Raw genomic sequence first — 18,994 nt, 5'->3', positions numbered from 1 at the left:
AACATCGTCCAGTACGACGACTGGGGCGGCAACAACCAGCAGTGGCAGCTCGTGCCCGTCGGCACCACCCCGCCGCCGTCCAGCCCGCCGCCGTCCGGCGGCACCTTCACCAACCCGGTGCTGTGGCAGGACTTCGCCGACATCGACATCATCCGGGTCGGCGACGCCTACTACTACTCGGCCTCCACCATGCACTACTCCCCCGGCGCGCCGATCCTGCGCTCCTACGACCTGGTCAACTGGGAGTTCGCCGGGCACTCGGTGCCGACCCTCGACCATTCCAACGCGTACAACCTCAACGGCAACGGCCGCGCCTACGTCAAGGGCATCTGGGCGTCGACGCTGAACTACCGCCCCTCCAACAGCACCTTCTACTGGATGGGCTGCATGGAGTTCAACCGGACCTACGTGTACACGGCCTCGACCGTGGAAGGGCCCTGGAGCAAGCGGTCCACGATCAACAACTGCTACTACGACGCCGGGCTGCTCGTCGACGACAACGACACCATGTACGTCGCCTACGGCAACGGCACCATCAGCGTCGCCCAGCTGTCGGCGGACGGGCTCAGCCAGGTCCGCGCGCAGCAGGTGTTCACCACCCCGTCGTCGGTGGGCACCCTGGAGGGCGCCCGGTTCTACAAGCGCAACGGCAGCTACTACATCTTCCTCACCCGGCCCGCCAACGGGCAGTACATCCTCAAGTCGTCCAGCCCCTGGGGCCCGTACACGATGCAGCAGCTGCTGCTCAACCTGCCCGGCCCCGTCGCCGGCGGCGGCGTCCCGCACCAGGGCGGCCTCGTCCAGACCCAGAACGGCGCCTGGTACTACATGGCGTTCGTCGACTCCTACCCCGGCGGGCGCATCCCCGTCCTGGCCCCGGTCACCTGGACCGCCGACGGCTGGCCGCAGATCCAGCTGGTCAACGGCGCGTGGGGCGCCAACTACCCGAAGCCCAACCTGCCTACCCGCACCGTCAAACCGATGATCGGCACCGACACCTTCGCCGGCACCGCCCTCGGCCCGCAGTGGGAGTGGAACCACAACCCCGACACCAGCCGGTACTCCGTCAACAACGGGCTGCGGCTGCAGACGGCCACCGTGACCAACGACCTCTACAACGCCCGCAACACGCTCACCCACCGCATCCAGGGGCCGACCTCCACGGCCACCATCGCGCTGGACTACTCGACCATGCGTGACGGCGACCGCGCCGGCCTGGCCATGCTGCGCGACTCGTCGGCCTGGATCGGCGTCAAACGCGACAACGGCACGACCCGCGTCGTCATGACCAACGGGCTGACCATGGACAGCAGCTGGAACACCACCGGCACCGGCACCGAGAACGCCTCGGCCGGGATCTCCGGCGGGCGGATCTGGCTACGCGTCAACGCCGACATCAGACCCGGCAGCGGGCGCCAGGCCCGGTTCTCGTACAGCACCGACGGCACCAACTTCACCTCGCTGGGCTCCGCCTTCACCCTCAACAACGCCTGGCAGTTCTTCATGGGCTACCGGTACGGCATCTTCAACTACGCCACCCAGTCGCTGGGCGGGTCGGTGACGGTGTCCCGGTTCGACCTGACCACACCCTGATCCTGCGAGCCGCTCCCCACCCGCCACCCGGCGGGTGGGGAGCTCAGGGTGCGGTGTTGATGGACTCTTCGTACGGCCGCCGGGTGGCCGGCGCCGGCAGGCCGGGCTGGGCGTAGCCGACGCGGACGCAGACCTGCGGCCGGCCGAGGCCCGGCAGCAGGCGGCGCAGCTCGTCGCGGGTTCCGGGCACCTCGGTGACGTCGCTGATGGGTGCGCTGCCCAGGCCGTGGCCGGTCGCGGTAAGCAGCACCGCGGACAGCGCCTGCCCGGCGTGCAGCCAGGCGGCCGGGGTGTCCTCGTCGGTGAACAGGATGAGGTAGCGAGCTCCGGCGTCGGTGTCGCGGCCGGGTCGCATCGTCTCGCCGCCGAACGGCGCGTAGTCGCGGATCGGCACCCGCCGCGGGACCGCCCGCACGGTGGTCGCCGTCGGCACGCCCTCGCCGCTCCACGGCGGCCGGTGTGTCCAGTCGGCGAGCTCGGCGCGGTAGTCGGGGTCGGACAGCTGCAGCGCTCCGGCGCGGACCGCCGCGAGCGCGAGGACCCCGACCTGTTCGACCCCGACCAGGTGCACGTGGGCGTGCTCGAGCTCGCCGGCGACCACCAGCGCCCGGCAGGTGGCCTCGGCGACCGGTTGCGTGGTGAACGGCCGCCGGTCGGTGTGCCGGCGCCTGATCGCGGCGCAGGCCTGCAGCTCGGCCAGGGACGGCTCGTGGACGCCCGCGATGCGGAGGTCGGCGAGCAGGTCCGGGTCGGCCGGGTCGGGCAGCTCGCGTACGTCGGCCTGGTGTCCTGCGGCGGCCAGGGCGATGCGGGCGTGGTGCAGTGCCGCCCCGCAGCTGACGGTCAGCAGCCGGCCCTGGGGGTCGGCGGTGAGCAGCTGGCGCTGCCGGTCGGCGTGAAGTCGCAGCCGGTCCGGCGCGGCGTGCCAGCGCCACGGCTGGGTGTTGAAGATCGACGGCGCGGCGAGCGCGGTGCGGGCCGCGTCGTACAGCGCCCGGGCGCTGATGGTCTCGTCTGCTGTCATGACCTCACTGTCCGTCGGCGGTGCCGCGCGGGTCAGTGCCGGCGGGCCCGGTGGCGCAGGGCCGGGGGTCCTGTCGGCGGAGGGGTCTTTGGTCCCTTTCCCGCGGCGGCGGGTGAGGCGGAGAATGCAGGTGTGATCCGTGTCTTTCTGCTCGACGACCACGAAGTGGTGCGTCGTGGCCTACGCGACCTGCTCGAAGCCGCCGGTGACATCGAGGTGGTAGGAGAGTCGGGCTCGGCGGCCGAGGCGACCAGGCGCATCCCGGCGCTGCGGCCCGACGTCGCGGTGCTGGACGGGCGGCTGCCCGACGGCAGCGGCATCGACGTGTGCCGTGACGTGCGTTCGGTCGACCCCGCGATCAAGGGCCTGATCCTCACCTCGTACGAGGACGACGAGGCGCTGTTCGCGGCGATCATGGCCGGTGCCGCCGGTTACGTCCTCAAGCAGATCAAGGGCACTGATCTCGTCGACGGCATCCGCCGGGTCGCGGCCGGGCAGTCGCTGCTCGACCCGGCGATCACCCAGCGGGTCCTGGAACGCATCCGCAACCCCCAGCACGAGCCCGACCAGCTCAAGTCCCTGACCGAGCAGGAACGCAAGATCCTGGCCCATGTCGCCGACGGGCTGACCAACCGGCAGATCGCGGCGGAGATGTTCCTGGCCGAGAAGACCGTCAAGAACTACGTGTCGAGCCTGCTGGCCAAGCTGGGCCTGGAACGGCGTACGCAGGCCGCGGTGTTCGCGGTGAAGCTGACCGGGCAGCCGCCGCGCTAGGCGGTCGGCACGCTCCAGCGCAGCATCGTGCCGGCGGGAGCGCCGGCCTCGACGGTGAGCTGCCCGCCGTGCCGGGCGGCGCGCTCGGCGAGGTTGCGCAGCCCGCCGCGTGGCGTGGCACCGCCGATGCCGTTGTCGGAGACGACGGCGCTGAGCCGGCCCCCGTCGACCGTGACCGCGACCTGGACCCGGCCGGCGTGGGCGTGCCGGACCACGTTGGACAGCGCTTCGCGGACCACCGCGAGCAGGTCGGCGCGCAGCTCGTCGGGCACGGCGCTGTCCAGCGGCCCGTCCAGGACCAGCTCGGGCCGGAACCCCAGCGACTCCGCGGCGCCGTCGACGAGGGTGCGCAGCTCGGCACGCAGTGACTGCCCCGCGGGGCTGCGCAGCTCGAAGATCGCCCCGCGGATGTCGCGGATGGTGCTGTCCAGGTCGTCGACGGCCGCACCGATCCGGGTCGCCAGCTCCGGCCGGGTCGCGGCCATCGATGCGACGGTCTGCAGTTGCAGGCCGGTGGCGAACAGCCGCTGGATGACGACGTCGTGCAGGTCGCGCGCGATGCGTTCCCGGTCGGAGAGCACCAGCAGCTGCTCGCGGTCCTCCCGGGCCTGGGCGCGCAGCAGCGCCAGCCCGGCCTGCCCGGCGAACGCGGTCAGCAGCAGCTCGTCGTCGGCGCGGGCCGCGCCGGTGTACGCGACCAGCAGCACGCCCTGCCCGGCGGCGAAGGGCGCCGCGATGCCGCGGATGTCGGGCACCGCGACCGGCCAGGGTGCGGCCTTGCCGAGCTGGTCCAGGGACACCACCTGCTGGTTGACCAGCACCGGGGCGAACCCGGTCTGTCCCACGGGCAGGACCGCTCCGGCCAGCCCCGGCACGGGCTCGGCCGCGTCGACGACCGCCACGGTCAGGCTGGCGTCGTCCTGGTCGTGCAGCAGCACCGCGACGAGGTCGGCCTCGGCGACCTCGCGGGTGCGGCGGGCCACCAGCTCCAGCGCCTCGGCGGTCGAGGTGTCCTCACCGAGCGAATTGATGATCTCCGCGGTGGCGGCCAGCCACCGCTGCCGGCGTTGCGCCACCTCGTACAGGCGGGCGTTCTCGATCGCGGCGCCCGCCGCCGCGGCCAGCGCGATCGTGATCTCCTCGTCGTCGTCGGTGAACTCGGCCGCGCTGCTCTTCTCCGCCAGGTAGAGGTTGCCGAACACCTGGTCGCGGATGCGGATCGGCACCCCGAGGAAGCTGTGCATCGGCGGGTGGTTGGCCGGGAAGCCGACCGAGCGCGGGTGGGTGGAGATGTCGGGCACCCGCACCGGCTCCGGGTGGCTGATCAGCAGCCCGAGCACGCCGTGGCCGGTGGGCAGGTCGCCGATGGCGGCGTGCTGCTCCGGGGAGATGCCGTGGGTGATGAACTCCACCAGGCGGTCGTCGGGGCCGAGGACCCCGAGGGCGCCGTAGCGGGCGTCGGCCAGGCGGCACGCGGCCACGACGATCCGTTCCAGGGTGGAGCGCAGGTCCAGGCCGGTGCCGATGCCGACGACGGCGTCGAGCAGGCCGCGCAGCCGCTCGCGGCTGGCCATGACCTGCGACACGCGGTCGAGCAGCTCCTGCAGGAGCTCGTCGAGCTGCACGCGCGACAGGGGCGACAGCCCGAGCGATGCCCACTGTGGTTCCACAGCCATGATGCTATGGCCCGGGCCGGGGTGCGGCCACGCCTGGTTCGCGGGGCGGCGGCAGCGGCAGGCCGCCGCCGCGACGGTCCGCGGGTGGTCGCCGCCGGTCACGAGGCGCGATCAGGTCGCGGGTCCGGCACCACCAGGACGGGGCAGGCGGCGTGGTGCAGGACCTGCTGGCTGACCGAGCCGAGCAGCAGTCCCGTGAATCCGCCGCGCCCGCGCGCGCCGACGACGACCAGCTGGGCGAGCTCGCTGAGCTGCACCAGGGTCCGGCCCGGCCGCCCGCACACCAGTTGTTCGCGCACGTCGACCTTGGGATGCCGGTCCAGGCCCGCGGCCACGGCGTCGGCGAGGACGAGCCTTTCGGCATCCTCGACCGGTCCGAAGTCCGGCGGCACCGGCGGGGTGTAGATCGTGGCCGTGGGCGGGGCCGTCCAGGTGCGTACGGCCAGCAGCGCGGCGTGGCGCTGCTCGGCGGCGACGAAGGCGGCCTCGACCGCCGCCCTGCCCGCCGCGGAGTCGTCGACTCCCGCGACGATCGGGCCGCCGGTGTGCTCCTCGCCGCGGGAGATGAGGACCGGCGTGGTGCTGTGGGCGGCGGCCTGCACCGCGACGGAGCCCAGCAGCAGCCCGGTGAAGCCGCCGAGCCCGCGGTCGCCGAGCACCAGCAGGTCGGCGTCGCGCGCCGCGGCCAGCAGCACCGGCGCGGGTGCTCCGGTGCGCAGTTCGATCGCGACGGTGAGGTCGGGCTCGGCGGCGGTCGCGGTCTCGGCGGCTTCGGCGAGGACGCGTTCGGCGTCGTGGCGCAGGCCGCCCTCGGGCACGGCCTCGGACGCACCGACGTTGACGTGCATCAGCGGCCAGATGAACGCGTGCACGATCCGCAGGTGCCGACCGCGGCGGGCGGCCTCCCGCGCGGCGAGCCGGACGGCGGTCAGGGCGGCGGCTGATCCGTCGACGCCGACGACCACGTCGGGGTGGGTGTGGGAGGGGCGGCTGTCCATGGCTGACTCCTGTCGGTGGTACGCGCTATCGACGGTTGTGGTGGTGCCGGCGGGCCGACCGCCAGCCGGCGGCGACCGCTCCGGGCAGCAGGGCGGCCGCGGCGCAGACGGCGAGCTGGGTGGTGGTGAGCGGGGCGGTGCCCAGCAGTGCGCGCAGCGCCGGGACGGCGACCGCGGCGATCTGGGCCAGGGCGGACAGGGCGACGGCGGCGAGCAGGCCGGGGTTGGCCCAGCGGGTGCCCCGCGGACGGGTGGCCCGCGAGGCCAGGGCGATGCCGAGCTGGGCCAGGCCGAGCACGACGAAGACCATGCTCTGCCAGGGCCAGCCGGCGGCCGCCGCGTAGAGGCCGACGCCAAGGGTGACGGCGGTCAGCAGCGCGCCGAGCGCCAGGATGCCCTGCAGCAGGCCGCCGCCGAGGATCTGCTCGTCGGGCCGGCGCGGTGGGCGGCGCAGCACGTCGGGTTCGGCGGGCTCGGCGCCCAGCGCGACGCCGGGCAGGCCGTGGGTGAGCAGGTTGATCCACAGGATCTGGCCGGGCAGCAGCGGCACGCCCAGGCCGAGCAGCGGGCCGATGAGCATGACGGCGAGTTCGGCGGCGCCGCCGGCCAGTCCGTAGCGCAGGAAGCGGCGGATGTTGTCGTACACCCGGCGGCCTTCGGCGACGGCATGGCCGACGGTGGCGAGGTTGTCGTCGAGCAGCACCAGGTCGGCGGCCTGCCGGGCGACCTCGGTGCCGCCGCCCATCGCCACGCCGATGTCGGCGCGGCTGAGCGCGGGGGCGTCGTTGACGCCGTCGCCGGTCATCGCCACGACGTGGCCGTGGTGCTGCAGTTCGGCGATGATGTCGAGCTTCTGCTCGGGCTGGGTGCGGGCGAACACGTGCACCTGGTGGGCGTGCTCGGGCCGGTCCCCGGTGGCGATCGGGTCGCCGGGCCGCCAGATGCCGACCTGGGCGGCGATGTGCGCGGCGGTGCCGGGGTGGTCTCCGGTGATCAGCATGAGCCGGATGCCCGCCTGGGCGAACTCGGCGGCGGTCGCCGCGGCGGAGGGCCGCAGCGGGTCCTCGATGCCGATCACGCCGAGGGGCCGCAGACCGGTGGGCGCGATGGGGTTGACGGGCTCGGGCGTCGTCGCCGCCGCGATCGCCAGCACGCGAAGCCCGGCGGCGGCCAGTTCCGCGGCGGCCTGCCGGGCAGCGGCCACCCGGGGGTCGGCCGGGTCGGCCACCGGGGCGGCCAGCACGCTCTCGGGTGCGCCCTTGCAGATGGTCAGGAACGCGTCGCCGTCTCGATGGACGGTGGTCATCTGTCGGGTGGCCTGGTCGAACGGGTGCTCGGCCCAGCGGGGCGTGGCGGCGCGGGTCGCCGCCGGGTCCAGGCCGCACCGGGCCGCGAAGGTGACCAGCGCGGCTTCGAGCGGGTCGCCGACCGCGGTCCAGGCCGGCCGGTCGGCGGCCGGGGCGAGGACGACGGCGTCGGAGCACAGCAGCCCGGCTCGGGCCAGCTCGAGCAGGGGCTGCGACAGTGGCCCGCCGTCGACGCGGCCGGCGGGTTCGTAGCCGGTGCCGGTGACCGAGACCGCGCCGGCGGCGGTGACGGCTCGGCGTACGGTCATCCGGCCCTCGGTCATGGTGCCGGTCTTGTCGGACGCGACGACGGTCACCGATCCCATCGTCTCCACCGCGTGCAGGTTGCGGGGAATGGCGCGGCGGCGGGCCATCCGGCGGGCGCCCAGCGCCAGCGACAGGGTGACCACCGCGGGCAGCGACTCGGGGACCGCGGCGACGACCAGGCTGACCGCGGTCAGCGCCATGAACAGCAGCGGCCGGCCGGACGCCAGCCCGACCGCGAACACGACCAGGCACAGCGCCACCGCGACGGCGCCCAGGACGCGGCTGAGGCGGGTCAGCCGCCGCTGCAGCGGGGTGGGCCCGGCGTGGGTGGTCGCGACGAGCTCGGCGATGCGGCCCAGGGCGCTGCGTGACCCGGTCCGGACCACCGTCCCCGTTGCGCGGCCGGTGACCAGCACCGTCCCGGCGGACAGCTCGTCGCCGGCGGCACGGGCCACGGGCACGGACTCCCCCGTCAGGGCCGCCTCGTCGGCCTGGCACCGGTGGGCGTCGTGCAGCAGCAGGTCGGCGGGGACGATGTCGCCGGCCTCGACCCGCACCACATCCGCGTACACCAGGTCGGCGGCGGGCACGACCAGCTCCGCGCCGTCGCGGGTGACCCGGGCGGTCGGTGCGGTGAGGGTGTCCAGGGCCGCGACGGCCTTGTCCGCGCGGACCTGCTGGGCGACGCCGATGGCGGTGTTGAGGCACACGACCACGGCGATGATCGCCGTGTCGGCCCAGTCGCCCAGCAGGCCGGTCACCGCACCGGCCGCCAGCAGCAGCGACACGAGCGGATCGGCCAGCTGCGCCAGCACCCGCCGCAGCAGCCGCGGCGGATGCGGGCGGGCGACGGCGTTGGGGCCGTCCTGCGCCAGCCGTGCCGCGGCCTCGGCTGAGGTGAGGCCCGGCGGCCGCTGCCGCGCGTCCGTGGCGGCTGTTTCGGTGAGGGTCATGTGTCCAGGCTCTCGCCCCTGCCGGACGGCGGCCCAGAGCAGATCGCCCCGCCGCGACCGGGCCACCGGGCCATCGCGGGCGGGCCGAAGGTCCCTTCCCTCGCCCGCGCGCCAGTCATATCCGCGGGTCGGCCCGGGTCCGCGCCGCGGGACGGGCCGAAGGTCCCGAACCCGGCGGGCTGGCAGGCCCTACACCTCACCGGTCACGGCGGCCACGCTGATGAACATGCATATCGCGCAGGGCGCCCCGCTGGGCGCGCAGGAGCTCGCACGCATCGACGCGCACTGGCGAGCCGCCAACTACCTGTCTGTCGGCCAGATCTACCTGATGGCCAACCCGCTGCTGACCGAGCCCCTGCTGCCCGAGCACGTCAAGCCGCGCCTGCTCGGCCACTGGGGCACCACACCCGGCCTGAACCTGCTCTACACGCACCTGAACCGCATCATCGCGGCCCGCGCCCAGGAGACGATCTTCATCACCGGCCCCGGCCACGGCGGCCCGGGGCTGGTCGCCAACACCTGGCTGGAGGGCACCTACAGCGAGGTCTACCCGCACGTCAGCCTTGACGAGCGCGGCATGGGCCGGCTGTTCAGGCAGTTCTCGTTCCCCGGCGGCATCCCCAGCCACGTCGCGCCGGAGACCCCCGGGTCCATCCACGAGGGCGGCGAGCTGGGCTACAGCCTCTCCCACGCCTACGGCGCCGCCCTCGACAACCCCGACCTGCTCGTGGCGTGCGTCATCGGCGACGGCGAGGCCGAGACCGGCCCGCTGGCCGCGTCGTGGCACTCCAACAAGTTCCTCGACCCGGCCGGCGACGGCGCGGTGCTGCCGATCCTGCACCTCAACGGCTACAAGATCGCCAACCCGACGGTGCTGGCCCGGCTGTCCGACGAGGAACTGACCGCGCTGCTGACCGGCTACGGGCACAAGCCCTACCTGGTCGAAGGCGACGACCCCGCCACCGTGCACGAGCTGCTCGCCGCGACCCTCGACACGGTCTGCGACGAGATCGCCGACATCCAGGCCGCCGCCCGGCTGGGCGAGGTCAACAGGCCGCGCTGGCCCATGATCGTGCTACGCACCCCGAAGGGCTGGACCGGCCCGAAGCAGGTCGACGGCCTGCCGGTCGAGGGCACCTGGCGCGCGCACCAGGTGCCGCTGTCAGCAGCCCGCGACGACACCGACCACCTGGCCATGCTCACCGACTGGATGCGCTCCTACCGACCGGCCGAACTGTTCGACGCCACCGGCGCGCCCCGGCCGGAGGTCGTCGGCTGGCTGCCCGCCGGGCAGCTGCGCATGGGCGCCAACCCGCACACCAACGGCGGCCGGCTGGTCCGCGACCTGGAACTGCCCGACTTCCGAGCGTACGGCGTCAAGCCCGGCCCGCTCGCCGAACCGACCCGGGTGCTGGGCTCCTGGGTCCGCGACGTGATGGCCGCCAACGCCGCCTACCGCAACTTCCGGATCGTCGGGCCTGACGAGACCGAATCCAACCGGCTGGGGGCCGTCCTGGAGGTGACCGGCAAGGCGTGGCACGCCCGCACCGTCGACACCGACCTGCACCTGGACCCGCACGGGCGGGTCATGGAGATCCTGTCCGAGCACACCTGCCAGGGTTGGCTGGAGGGCTACCTGCTCACCGGCCGGCACGGCCTGTTCTCCTGCTACGAGGCGTTCGTGCACATCGTCGACTCGATGGTCAACCAGCACGCCAAGTGGCTGAAGGTGACCCGCGAGCTGGACTGGCGCAAGCCGATCCCGTCGCTGAACTACCTGCTCACCTCGCACGTGTGGCGGCAGGACCACAACGGGTTCTCCCACCAGGACCCCGGTTTCATCGACCACGTCGTCAACAAGAAGGCCGACGTGATCCGGGTGTACCTGCCGCCGGACGCCAACGCCCTGCTGTCGGTCGCCGACCACTGCCTGCGCAGCCGCGACTACATCAACGTGATCGTGGCCGGCAAGCAGCCCGCGCCGACGTTCCTCGACATCGACGAGGCCGTCGCGCACTGCACCCGCGGCCTGGGCATCTGGCCCTGGGCCGCCGACGACGGCGGCGACCCCGACGTCGTCCTCGCCGCGGCCGGCGACGTGCCCACCATGGAGGTCCTGGCCGCCGCCGACCTGCTCCGCGAGCACCTGCCCGAGCTGCGGGTCCGGGTCGTCAACGTCGTGGACCTGATGCGCCTGCAGCCGCAGACCGAGCACCCGCACGGCCTGCCCGACGCCGAGTACGACGCCATCTTCACCGCCGACCGGCCGGTCGTCTTCGCCTACCACGGCTACCCGTGGCTGATCCACCGGCTGACCTACCGCCGCCACGGCCACGAGCACCTGCACGTGCGCGGCTACAAGGAGGAGGGCACCACCACCACGCCCTTCGACATGCTGGTCCGCAACGACATGGACCGGTTCCACCTCGTCATCGACGTCATCGACCGGGTGCCCGGACTGGCCCGCAAGGCCGCCGCGCTGCGCCAGGCCATGGTCGACAAGCGCACCGAGCACGCCGCCTACATCCGCCAGACCGGCCAGGACCTGCCCGAGATCCGCGACTGGGCCCCGACGCGCCGCTGAACCGGCCGGCCCGAGGCAGTCCGCTGCGCGCACCGGCGGGCCGGCGCACACCACCCGTCCGGTCGAGCCGTCCTGTGGGGCCTGAGGCAGGTCCCACAGGTTCGGGACCTACGGCCCTGACCTGCTGTTCCCGCAGCCGGAGACAGTGGAGGACATGATGACGCCCTCAGCCCGGCAGACGGCCCTGCACACCGCGGTGAGCGCCGCCGTGCGGGCACCGTCGGTGCACAACACCCAACCGTGGCGGTTCCGCCTCGGGGCGGACACCATCGGGGTGTACGCCGACCCGGACCGCCGGCTGCCGATCGCCGACCCCGACGGGCGGGCCCTGCGCCTGTCCTGCGGGGCGGCGATCTTCAACGCCCGCGTCGCCCTGGCCCACCTGGGCTGGTCCGCCGAGACGACGCTGCAACCGGACGCGGCCGACCCGCTGCACCTGGCCGAGATCCGCCTGACGGCCCCGCATCCAGCCACACCCGGCGACCAGGAGCTGTTCACCGCGATCGGGCGCAGGCACAGCAACCGCGGGCCGTTCATGGACACCGCCGTACCCATGGATGTGCGGGCCAGGCTCGTCGCGGCCGCCCGCGCCGAGGGCTGCTGGCTCGATCTGATCCTGGGACCCGTCGCGCAGCACATGGTCGCCGAGCTCGTCGACACCGCCGACCGGCTGCTGCGGGCCACGCCGGGCTACGGCGCCGAACTCGCCTCCTGGATTCGCGAGCGGCCGAGCCCGGACGGGGTCCCGCGCGACGCCGGCGGCCCCACCCCGGAACCGCAGGACCTGCTCACCCGCCGCGACTTCGGCGGGGCGCCCCGCGCGCCAGGCCGCGACTACGAGAGCGACCCGTTCGTCGCGGTGCTCGGCGCCTACGGCCACGCGCCGCACGACGATCTGCAGGCCGGCCAGGCGCTGCAGCGGGTCCTGCTCACCGCCACCGCGTGCGGCCTGGCGACGTCGCTGATGTCGCAGCCGGTCGACGTGCCCGCGATCCGCGAACAGCTGCGCCTGGGCCTGCACCGCGGCGCACCTCCGCAGATCCTGCTACGCGCCGGCTACGCCGTGGCCACCGGCACGACAGCGCGCCGGCCGTTGGCCGATGTGCTCGCTCCCATGCCGACGGTCACCCGGGGCACGTGACGTTGGTCCCGCCGGGACAGGCCCGCCGGCACTGGGGAGCGGAGCGGATGCGCGATCGAATGAGGGTGTCAACCGAAGAGAAAGGACAGTCAGATGCCCGCGCTGCTGGCCCCCGCCCCCACCGTCAACGGCCGCCACCCCGCCGTCCCCGCCAACCCGGTCACGCCGGTCACGCCGGTCACGGCGGCCGCCGAGACCGGTGCGGCCCGCGCCACCCGCTACGTCATGGCCGGGCTGCGCCTGGCCCTGGGCTGGATCTTCCTCTGGGCGTTCCTGGACAAGCTGTTCGGCCTCGGCCACGAGACCACGACCAAGGCCGCCTGGATCAACGGCGGCAAGCCCACCCAGGGCTTCCTCAAGTTCGGCACCGAAGGCCCGTTCGCCGAGTTCTACCAGGGCATCGCCGGCGCGGGGTGGACGAACTGGCTGTTCATGATCGGCCTGGCCGGCATCGGCGTCGCGCTGATCACCGGCGTCGGCGTCCGCGCCGCCGCCGTGGCAGGCGGGCTGCTGCTGGTGCTCATGTGGACCGCCGTCCTGCCCCCGGCGAACAACCCCTTCCTCGACGACCACCTCGTCTACGCCGGCGTGCTCGCCGCCCTGGCGCTGACCAACGCCGGTGACACGCTGGGCCTGGGCCGGCGGTGGGCACGCACCGCGCTGGTCCGCCGCCACGGGTTCCTGCGCTGACGACAGTCCCCGCCGGCGCGGCCCCACCCACCGGGGCCGCGCCGGCGGCGTGAAGCCGACGCTCATCCCCTCGGCGGCAGCTCCCCGGCAGGGTCGAAAGTCCCGGCCGGAAGGAACCTTCGCTCCTGGCCCGCCCGACGCAGGCAGCGTGAACTGGGCGAGACGACTTCTGGAGGCACACCATGGCCACGCCCACCGCCCAGCGGCACCGCTCCCCCGCCGCGGCCTTCGCCCAGGCCGCCGAGGCCGCCGGCCGCGCTCCCTCGATCCACAACACGCAGCCCTGGCACTGGCGGATCCACCCCGACCGGCTCGACCTGTACGCCGACACCACCCGGGCGCTGCCCGGCACCGACCCGGACGAGCGGATGCTGCTGGTCAGCTGCGGGGCGGCGCTGCACCACGCGCAGGTCGCCCTGCACGCCGAGGGGCACGACACCGCCGTGCGTCCACTGCCCGACCCGGCCCGGCCGGAGCACCTGGCGACCGTCACCATCACCGGCGACACGCCGGTGACCGCCCACGCGGTGCGGCTGGTGCAGGCCCTGCGGCTGCGCCACACCGACCGCCGGCCGAACGTCGACGTCCCGGTCACCGCGGACCAGGTCGACGAGCTGCGCCGGATCGCCGGCGCGGTCGGCGTGCACCTGCACCGGCTGACCCCCGACCAGGTCACCGATCTGGCCGTCGCGGTGTCGCACGCCGAGGACGCCGCCGCGGCCGAACCAGCCGTCCAGGCGGAGACGCACCGGTGGGCCGGCCCCGGCCGGCCCGCGGGCACGGGACTGCCGCCCGAGGTCATCCCCGACCGCCGGCCCGAGACCGACGTCGGCGAGCGCGACTTCGGCACCCGCGGCACCCTCGCCGTCGGCGGCGGCCATGACAAGGCCTCGACCTACGTGGTGCTGTTCGGCGCCGAGGACGACCGCGCCGCGTGGCTGCGCGCCGGGCAGGCCCTGTCGGCGGTGTGGCTGCACGCCACCCTGCAGGGCCTGGCCGTGCTGCCGTTCAGCCAGGTCGTCGAGATCGACGGCGCCCGGGCCATGATGCGCCGCATCCTGTCGCACCTCGGCCACCCCTACCTCGTGCTGCGCCTCGGTGTCGCCGATCCCGAGCACGCCCTGGCAGGAAACACCCCGCGGCTGCCGTTCGACGCCACCGCCACCATCGACCAGACCGGCCGCTGACCCGCGGGAGCGCGAGCCGGCCGGGACAGGAACCCGCCATGATCCGAGTCTTCGTCCTCGACGACCACGAGGTGGTCCGCCGCGGACTCATCGAGCTGCTGCAGCAACCCGGCGACATCGAAGTCGTCGGTCAATCCGGGTCGGCCGGCGAGGCCGCCCGGCTCATCCCCGCGCTGCACCCCGACGTCGCGATCCTCGACGCCCGGCTGCCCGACGGCAACGGCATCGACGTGTGTCGCGACGTCCGCTCGGTCGACCCCCGCATCCAGGGCCTGATCCTGACGTCGTACGAGGACGACGAGGCGCTGTTCGCCGCGATCATGGCCGGGGCCGCCGGGTACGTCCTCAAGCAGATCCGCGGCACCGACCTGCTCGACGCCGTACGCCGCGTCGCCGCCGGCCAGTCCCTGCTCGACCCGGCCGTCACCGCGCAGGTCCTCGACCGCATCCGCCGCGGCGTGCACCAGCCGCCCGAGCTCGCCGCGCTCACCGAGCAGGAACGCCGCATCCTCGGCCACATCGCCGACGGCCTGACCAATCACGAGATCGCCGAGAAGATGTTCCTGTCCGAAAAGACGATCAAGAACTACGTCACCAGCATCCTGGCCAAGCTCGGCCTGGAACGCCGCACCCAGGCCGCGGTGCTCGCGGTGCGGCTGCTCGGCGGCGCCCGGCGCTGAGGCAGCCCGACCGGCGCACCCGGCCGCCACCGGCGCGGCCCCGCACCCGGCCGGACCACCGGCGCCGCCCGCTTGCCGCACCCATGCCCGGTCTCGCCGTCCCAGCGGACGGCCTGGCCGGGCGCCGTCCGCTGGGGGCAGCCCGGGGCGGGACGAAGGTCCCGCGGAACGGGTCCAGGGTCTCGTGACCGCGACGCGGCGACGGACGAGGCTCGAAGGTGAAGCCACCGAGAGGTGATGAGGAGAGGAGCAGTCATGCGTGCCTGCGTGGTCACCGACTTCGCCGCCCCGCTGACCGTCGGCGACGTGCCCGTCCCGCAGCCCGGCCCCGGTCAGATCCTGGTCCGGGTCGAGGCCAGCGGCCTGTGCCACACCGACATCCACGCCGCCCGCGGCGACTGGCCGGTCAAGCCCGCGCTGCCGTTCATCCCCGGACACGAGGGCATCGGCATCGTCGAACGCCTCGGCCGCGGCGTCACCGAGGTCGCCGTCGGCGACCGCGTCGCCATGCCGTGGCTCGGCTACAGCTGCGGCACCTGCGAGTACTGCGTCAGCGGGCGCGAGACGCTGTGCGAGTCGCAGCGCAACACCGGCTACGGCATGGACGGCGGCCACGCCGAGTTCGCCGTCGCGTACGCCCGCCACGTCGTGACGGTCCCCGAAGGCGTCAGCCCGTTCGACGCCGCTCCGCTGACCTGCGCCGGCCTCACCACCTACAAGGCGATCAAGGTCGCCGCCGTCCGGCCCACCGAGCGGGTCGCGATCTTCGGCATCGGCGGCCTGGGCCACCTCGCGCTGCAGTACGCGCAGCTCTTCGGCGGCGACGCCATCGCCGTCGACGTCACCGAGGAGAAGCTCGCCCTGGCCCGCAAACTCGGCGCCGCGCACACGATCGACGCCGCGCACACCGACCCCGTCGCCGCGATCCAGGCCATCGGCGGCGCCGACGTCGCCGTCGTGCTCGCGGCCAGCCCCACCGTGCTCGAGCAGGCCCACGCCTGCCTGCGCCGCGGCGGCCGGCTGGTCCTGGTGTCGCTGCCCAAGGACAACATCATGCGGCTGCCGGTGTTCGAGACCGTCCTCGGCGGCCTGACGATCATCGGATCCATCGTCGGCACCCGCGCCGACCTGGCCGAGGTGTTCGCCCTGCACGCCGCCGGACGCACCACCGTGCAGTACGAGATCCGCGACATCGACGAGATCAACGACGCCATCGAGGAGGTCCTCGACTCGCGGGTGACCGCCCGGATCGTGTTCCGGATCTAGTCCCGACGGCCGGGCGGGCCGCCCCGGCGCGGCCCGCCCGGCCCGCACCGCACCGGCGCTCCCGCCTCGTGCCGACGCGCCGGAAACCGCAGTCCCATGGCCGTACACCGTGGATGATCAGGACAGGCCCCTCGCCGACCACCGCGGGACATCTCAGGAGACCGTCATGACCATCGCGCTGACCCTGACCGACACCGCGTTCCGCGATGTCGTCGCCGCCGCCGTCCGGGCCCCGTCCCTGCACAACAGCCAACCCTGGCGCTTTCGCAACCACGACGGCGCGATCGAGGTCCACGCCGACCCCGCCCGGCGCCTGCCGGTCGCCGACCCCACCGGCTGGGCGCTGCGCATCGCCTGCGGCGCCGCGACGCTCAACGCCCGCCTGGCCCTGGCCGCCATGGGCCTGGCCGCACGGGTGCAGTTGCTGCCCGACCCGGACGACCCGACGCTGCTCGCCCGGCTCACCCCCACCACGGCCTGGCAGGCCACCCCTGCCGAGGAGGCGCTGTTCGCCGCCGTCGAACGCCGCTTCAGCAACCGGGAGCCGTTCTACCCGGCTCCGGTCCCCGTCCACGCGCATGTTCAGATCATCGACGCCGCGCACGCCGAGGGCGCCTGGGCCGAGATCATCCACGGGCCCGCGTCCGTCGAGGTCGTCTCCGAGATCGTCCGCGCGGCCGACGCCGCCCTGACCGCCGACAGCGCATACCAGACCGAGCTGCGCACCTGGACCCGGCCCGACCGCGACGACCGCGACGGGGTGCCCGCACCGGCAGCCGGCTCCGCCCCGCAGCCAGACGACCTGCTGCCACGCCGCGCGTACGGCGGCCACGAGCCCTCACCCGGCGGCGACTTCGATCCCGACCCGCTGGTCGTCGTGCTCGGCACCGCCGCCGACACCCCGGCGCAGCAACTCCAGGCCGGCCTCGCGCTGCAACGGGTGCTGCTCACCATCACCGACGCCGGACTGGCCGCCTCGATGCTGTCCCAGCCGATCGAGAACCGGACCGAGCGGGACGGCCTGCGACTCGCCCTGGGCCGTGCCGGCGTGCCGCAGATGGTGCTGCGGGTCGGCACCGGCCGGGCGGGCTTTCCCACGCCCCGCCGTGACCTGGCCGAGGTCATCGACGAGGGGTGACCGGCGTGCCCGGTTCGTCCCGGGGCATCCGCCCGCGCGGAGCACGGTCCTCCACCTGGGGCGTATCCCCACCAATCATGTCTTCTCGGATCTAGGGTGGTCGAGGTGACTCGTCCCAGGGAGGCCGACATGGGTCACACCGTTCGCATCGCGGTGCTCACCGCAGTGCTGATGACCGCCGGCACGGCAGGCTGCGCCGGCACGCAGACCACGCAGCGCGCGCCGGTGCCCGCGGTGGCGCAGCCGAGCCCGACGCAGCAGTTCAACGACACCGACGTGCAGTTCCTGCAGCAGATGATCGTCCACCACCAGCAGGCGCTGATGATGGCCCGGATGGCCGCCCAGATGGCGGCCGACGCCCAGGTCAAGCAGCTCGCCGTCGAGATCGGGCAGGAGCAGGCGCCCGAGATCGAGCAGATGAGCACCTGGTTGCGGCAGTGGGGCAAGCCGGTGCCGTCGATGGGACCCGGCATGGCGATGCCGTCGGTGTCGCCGCCGATGGGCCGCGGCATGATGCCGTCGATGGGACCGATGCCCGACATGGGCCGCATGCAGAACATGACCGGCGAGCAGTTCGACCGGATGTTCCTGCAGATGATGATCGCCCACCACGAGGGTGCGGTCGCGATGGCCAAGGCCGAGATCGCCGGCGGCGTGAACCCGGCCGTCAAGCAGCTCGCCGCGAAGATCCAGGCCAGCCAGACGGCGCAGATCGCGCAGATGCGCCAGATGCTGGGTGCCACGCCCAGCCCCACCAGCTGACCGACCCCGATGCCCGCTGAGAAGCGGCCCGGTCATCCGCGACACGCGCGGGCGCCGGGCCGCATCTCACAGACTGCGATGCGCCCCGGTCATCCGGCCGGCGCTCGCGACCGGCCCGCGGTGCACGATGCGGCGGGCGATCTCCCGCATCACCTCGCCCGGGTTGTCATGCAGGTAGAAGTGGCCGCCGGGGAACACGCGCTCGGTCAGCCCGCGGCTGGTGTGTCCCCGCCAGCCCCGCTGGTCCTCCGGTCCGGCCAGCGGATCCTGCGCCCCCGCCAGCGCGACGATCGGCGCCGGGAGCGCGGGCCCGGACGGCCGGTAGCCGGCGAACAGCGCCAGGTCGGCCCGCAGCGCGGGAAGTATCAAGGCCATCAGCTCGGTGTGCGCGGCGATCTCCGCCGTCAGGCCGCCGAAGCGCACCAGCGTCGCCACCAGCGTGGCGTCGTCGAGACCGTGCAGCTCGACGGCGGGCCGCCGGTGCGGCGGGCGGCAGCCGGAGACGAAGAGGCAGACGGGTCCGGGATGGGCGGACGCCGCGAGGCGGCTCGCCAGGTGGTACGCGAGCAGGCCGCCCATGCTGTGGCCGAACAGCGCGTACGGGCGGCCGGTCTCGGCGGTGTACCCGCCGACCACCTCGACCAGCTGTGCGGTGAGCAGGTCGAGGTCGGTGACCGGCGCCTCGGCCATCCGGCGACCGTGACCGGGCAGCTCCACCGGCACGAAGTCCACGCCGGGATGGGCCGTGGCACCGGTCCAGTCGCGGTAGGCGTGGGCGGCGCCGCCGGCATGCGGCAGGCAGAACACCGACACCCCGCGGCCGCTGCCGCGGAACGGCAGCCATCGCGATGAGACGAGTTCTCGTACGGTCAACGGTTCCCCCGGGGTCGTCGAGGCGGCCGGGCCGGACGTTCC

The 18,994-nt window shown here is 73.9% G+C and carries 15 protein-coding genes; 10 read left to right on the top strand and 5 right to left on the bottom strand.

Annotated features, from left to right (window positions below; all coding sequences use genetic code 11):
• Positions 1 to 1,593 (top strand): glycoside hydrolase 43 family protein (locus AB0J67_RS14315; RefSeq protein WP_363481426.1); only part of this gene is annotated, 1,593 nt, incomplete at its 5' end.
• A gap of 43 nt (positions 1,594 to 1,636) precedes the next feature.
• Here AB0J67_RS14315 and AB0J67_RS14310 read toward each other — a convergent pair.
• Positions 1,637 to 2,617 carry a nitroreductase family protein gene (locus AB0J67_RS14310; RefSeq protein ID WP_363481423.1) on the bottom strand — a complete coding sequence of 327 codons (981 nt, stop codon included), beginning with the start codon at positions 2,615 to 2,617 and terminating at the stop codon, positions 1,637 to 1,639.
• A gap of 132 nt (positions 2,618 to 2,749) precedes the next feature.
• Between AB0J67_RS14310 and AB0J67_RS14305 the strand changes: the two genes are divergently transcribed.
• Positions 2,750 to 3,391 (top strand): response regulator transcription factor, encoded by a 642-nt coding sequence (locus AB0J67_RS14305; RefSeq protein ID WP_363481420.1) that lies wholly within the window; start codon positions 2,750 to 2,752, stop codon positions 3,389 to 3,391.
• Here the strand turns inward: AB0J67_RS14305 and AB0J67_RS14300 are convergent.
• From AB0J67_RS14300 to AB0J67_RS14290, 3 genes are all read right to left on the bottom strand, one after another.
• Positions 3,388 to 5,067 (bottom strand): GAF domain-containing protein, encoded by a 1,680-nt coding sequence (locus tag AB0J67_RS14300; RefSeq protein ID WP_363481417.1) that lies wholly within the window; start codon positions 5,065 to 5,067, stop codon positions 3,388 to 3,390. The two genes, AB0J67_RS14305 and AB0J67_RS14300, sit on opposite strands and share 4 nt — an antisense overlap.
• A 98-nt stretch (positions 5,068 to 5,165) precedes the next feature.
• Entirely contained in the window at positions 5,166 to 6,065 is a 900-nt protein-coding gene (locus tag AB0J67_RS14295) for a universal stress protein (protein WP_363481414.1), read from the bottom strand.
• Positions 6,066 to 6,090: 25 nt separating this feature from the next.
• The gene (locus AB0J67_RS14290) at positions 6,091 to 8,631 is read right to left on the bottom strand and encodes a cation-translocating P-type ATPase (RefSeq protein ID WP_363481411.1); all 2,541 of its coding nucleotides are present in this window, start codon (positions 8,629 to 8,631) and stop codon (positions 6,091 to 6,093) included.
• 220 nt (positions 8,632 to 8,851) lie between these two features.
• Here AB0J67_RS14290 and AB0J67_RS14285 point away from each other — a divergent pair, with 220 nt between their 5' ends.
• From AB0J67_RS14285 to AB0J67_RS14250, 8 genes are all read left to right on the top strand, one after another.
• Positions 8,852 to 11,215 carry a phosphoketolase family protein gene (locus AB0J67_RS14285; protein WP_363481408.1) on the top strand — a complete coding sequence of 788 codons (2,364 nt, stop codon included), beginning with the start codon at positions 8,852 to 8,854 and terminating at the stop codon, positions 11,213 to 11,215.
• Positions 11,216 to 11,369: 154 nt separating this feature from the next.
• Positions 11,370 to 12,356, top strand: a complete 987-nt coding sequence (locus tag AB0J67_RS14280) for a nitroreductase (protein WP_363481405.1) — start codon at positions 11,370 to 11,372, stop codon at positions 12,354 to 12,356.
• A 93-nt stretch (positions 12,357 to 12,449) separates the two neighbouring features.
• Complete coding sequence (locus AB0J67_RS14275; protein WP_363481402.1) at positions 12,450 to 13,046, top strand: hypothetical protein; 597 nt, start codon at positions 12,450 to 12,452, stop codon at positions 13,044 to 13,046.
• A gap of 182 nt (positions 13,047 to 13,228) precedes the next feature.
• Positions 13,229 to 14,233, top strand: coding sequence for a nitroreductase (locus AB0J67_RS14270; protein ID WP_363481399.1), 1,005 nt, complete (start codon positions 13,229 to 13,231; stop codon positions 14,231 to 14,233).
• A 38-nt stretch (positions 14,234 to 14,271) separates the two neighbouring features.
• Positions 14,272 to 14,913 carry a response regulator transcription factor gene (locus tag AB0J67_RS14265; protein ID WP_363481396.1) on the top strand — a complete coding sequence of 214 codons (642 nt, stop codon included), beginning with the start codon at positions 14,272 to 14,274 and terminating at the stop codon, positions 14,911 to 14,913.
• A gap of 255 nt (positions 14,914 to 15,168) precedes the next feature.
• Positions 15,169 to 16,179 carry a zinc-dependent alcohol dehydrogenase gene (locus tag AB0J67_RS14260; RefSeq protein ID WP_363481393.1) on the top strand — a complete coding sequence of 337 codons (1,011 nt, stop codon included), beginning with the start codon at positions 15,169 to 15,171 and terminating at the stop codon, positions 16,177 to 16,179.
• A gap of 166 nt (positions 16,180 to 16,345) precedes the next feature.
• Entirely contained in the window at positions 16,346 to 17,317 is a 972-nt protein-coding gene (locus AB0J67_RS14255) for a nitroreductase (protein WP_363481390.1), read from the top strand.
• A gap of 129 nt (positions 17,318 to 17,446) precedes the next feature.
• On the top strand, positions 17,447 to 18,079 hold the full coding sequence (locus AB0J67_RS14250; RefSeq protein WP_363481387.1) for a DUF305 domain-containing protein: 633 nt from the start codon (positions 17,447 to 17,449) through the stop codon (positions 18,077 to 18,079).
• Positions 18,080 to 18,145: 66 nt separating this feature from the next.
• On the opposite strand, the gene AB0J67_RS14245 is transcribed toward AB0J67_RS14250, so the two are convergent.
• Entirely contained in the window at positions 18,146 to 18,952 is an 807-nt protein-coding gene (locus AB0J67_RS14245; RefSeq protein ID WP_363481384.1) for an alpha/beta fold hydrolase, read from the bottom strand.
• Positions 18,953 to 18,994 lie beyond the last annotated feature (42 nt).

The sequence above is a fragment of the Catellatospora sp. NPDC049609 genome, assembly GCF_040675365.1.
Taxonomy (GTDB): Bacteria; Actinomycetota; Actinomycetes; order Mycobacteriales; family Micromonosporaceae; genus Catellatospora.
Note: the sequence above shows the minus strand (reverse complement) of the source record. Positions and strands in the feature narration are given on the sequence as shown.

Excerpts from the sequence above, each read along its gene's own strand:
- AB0J67_RS14290 (WP_363481411.1), bottom strand. The coding sequence starts at position 8,631 with ATGACCCTCACCGAAACAGCCGCCACGGACGCGCGGCAGCGGCCGCCG.
- AB0J67_RS14295 (WP_363481414.1), bottom strand. The coding sequence starts at position 6,065 with ATGGACAGCCGCCCCTCCCACACCCACCCCGACGTGGTCGTCGGCGTC.
- AB0J67_RS14285 (WP_363481408.1), top strand. The coding sequence starts at position 8,852 with ATGAACATGCATATCGCGCAGGGCGCCCCGCTGGGCGCGCAGGAGCTC.
- AB0J67_RS14255 (WP_363481390.1), top strand. The coding sequence starts at position 16,346 with ATGACCATCGCGCTGACCCTGACCGACACCGCGTTCCGCGATGTCGTC.
- AB0J67_RS14265 (WP_363481396.1), top strand. The coding sequence starts at position 14,272 with ATGATCCGAGTCTTCGTCCTCGACGACCACGAGGTGGTCCGCCGCGGA.
- AB0J67_RS14270 (WP_363481399.1), top strand. The coding sequence starts at position 13,229 with ATGGCCACGCCCACCGCCCAGCGGCACCGCTCCCCCGCCGCGGCCTTC.
- AB0J67_RS14275 (WP_363481402.1), top strand. The coding sequence starts at position 12,450 with ATGCCCGCGCTGCTGGCCCCCGCCCCCACCGTCAACGGCCGCCACCCC.
- AB0J67_RS14250 (WP_363481387.1), top strand. The coding sequence starts at position 17,447 with ATGGGTCACACCGTTCGCATCGCGGTGCTCACCGCAGTGCTGATGACC.
- AB0J67_RS14300 (WP_363481417.1), bottom strand. The coding sequence starts at position 5,067 with ATGGCTGTGGAACCACAGTGGGCATCGCTCGGGCTGTCGCCCCTGTCG.
- AB0J67_RS14260 (WP_363481393.1), top strand. The coding sequence starts at position 15,169 with ATGCGTGCCTGCGTGGTCACCGACTTCGCCGCCCCGCTGACCGTCGGC.
- AB0J67_RS14310 (WP_363481423.1), bottom strand. The coding sequence starts at position 2,617 with ATGACAGCAGACGAGACCATCAGCGCCCGGGCGCTGTACGACGCGGCC.
- AB0J67_RS14280 (WP_363481405.1), top strand. The coding sequence starts at position 11,370 with ATGATGACGCCCTCAGCCCGGCAGACGGCCCTGCACACCGCGGTGAGC.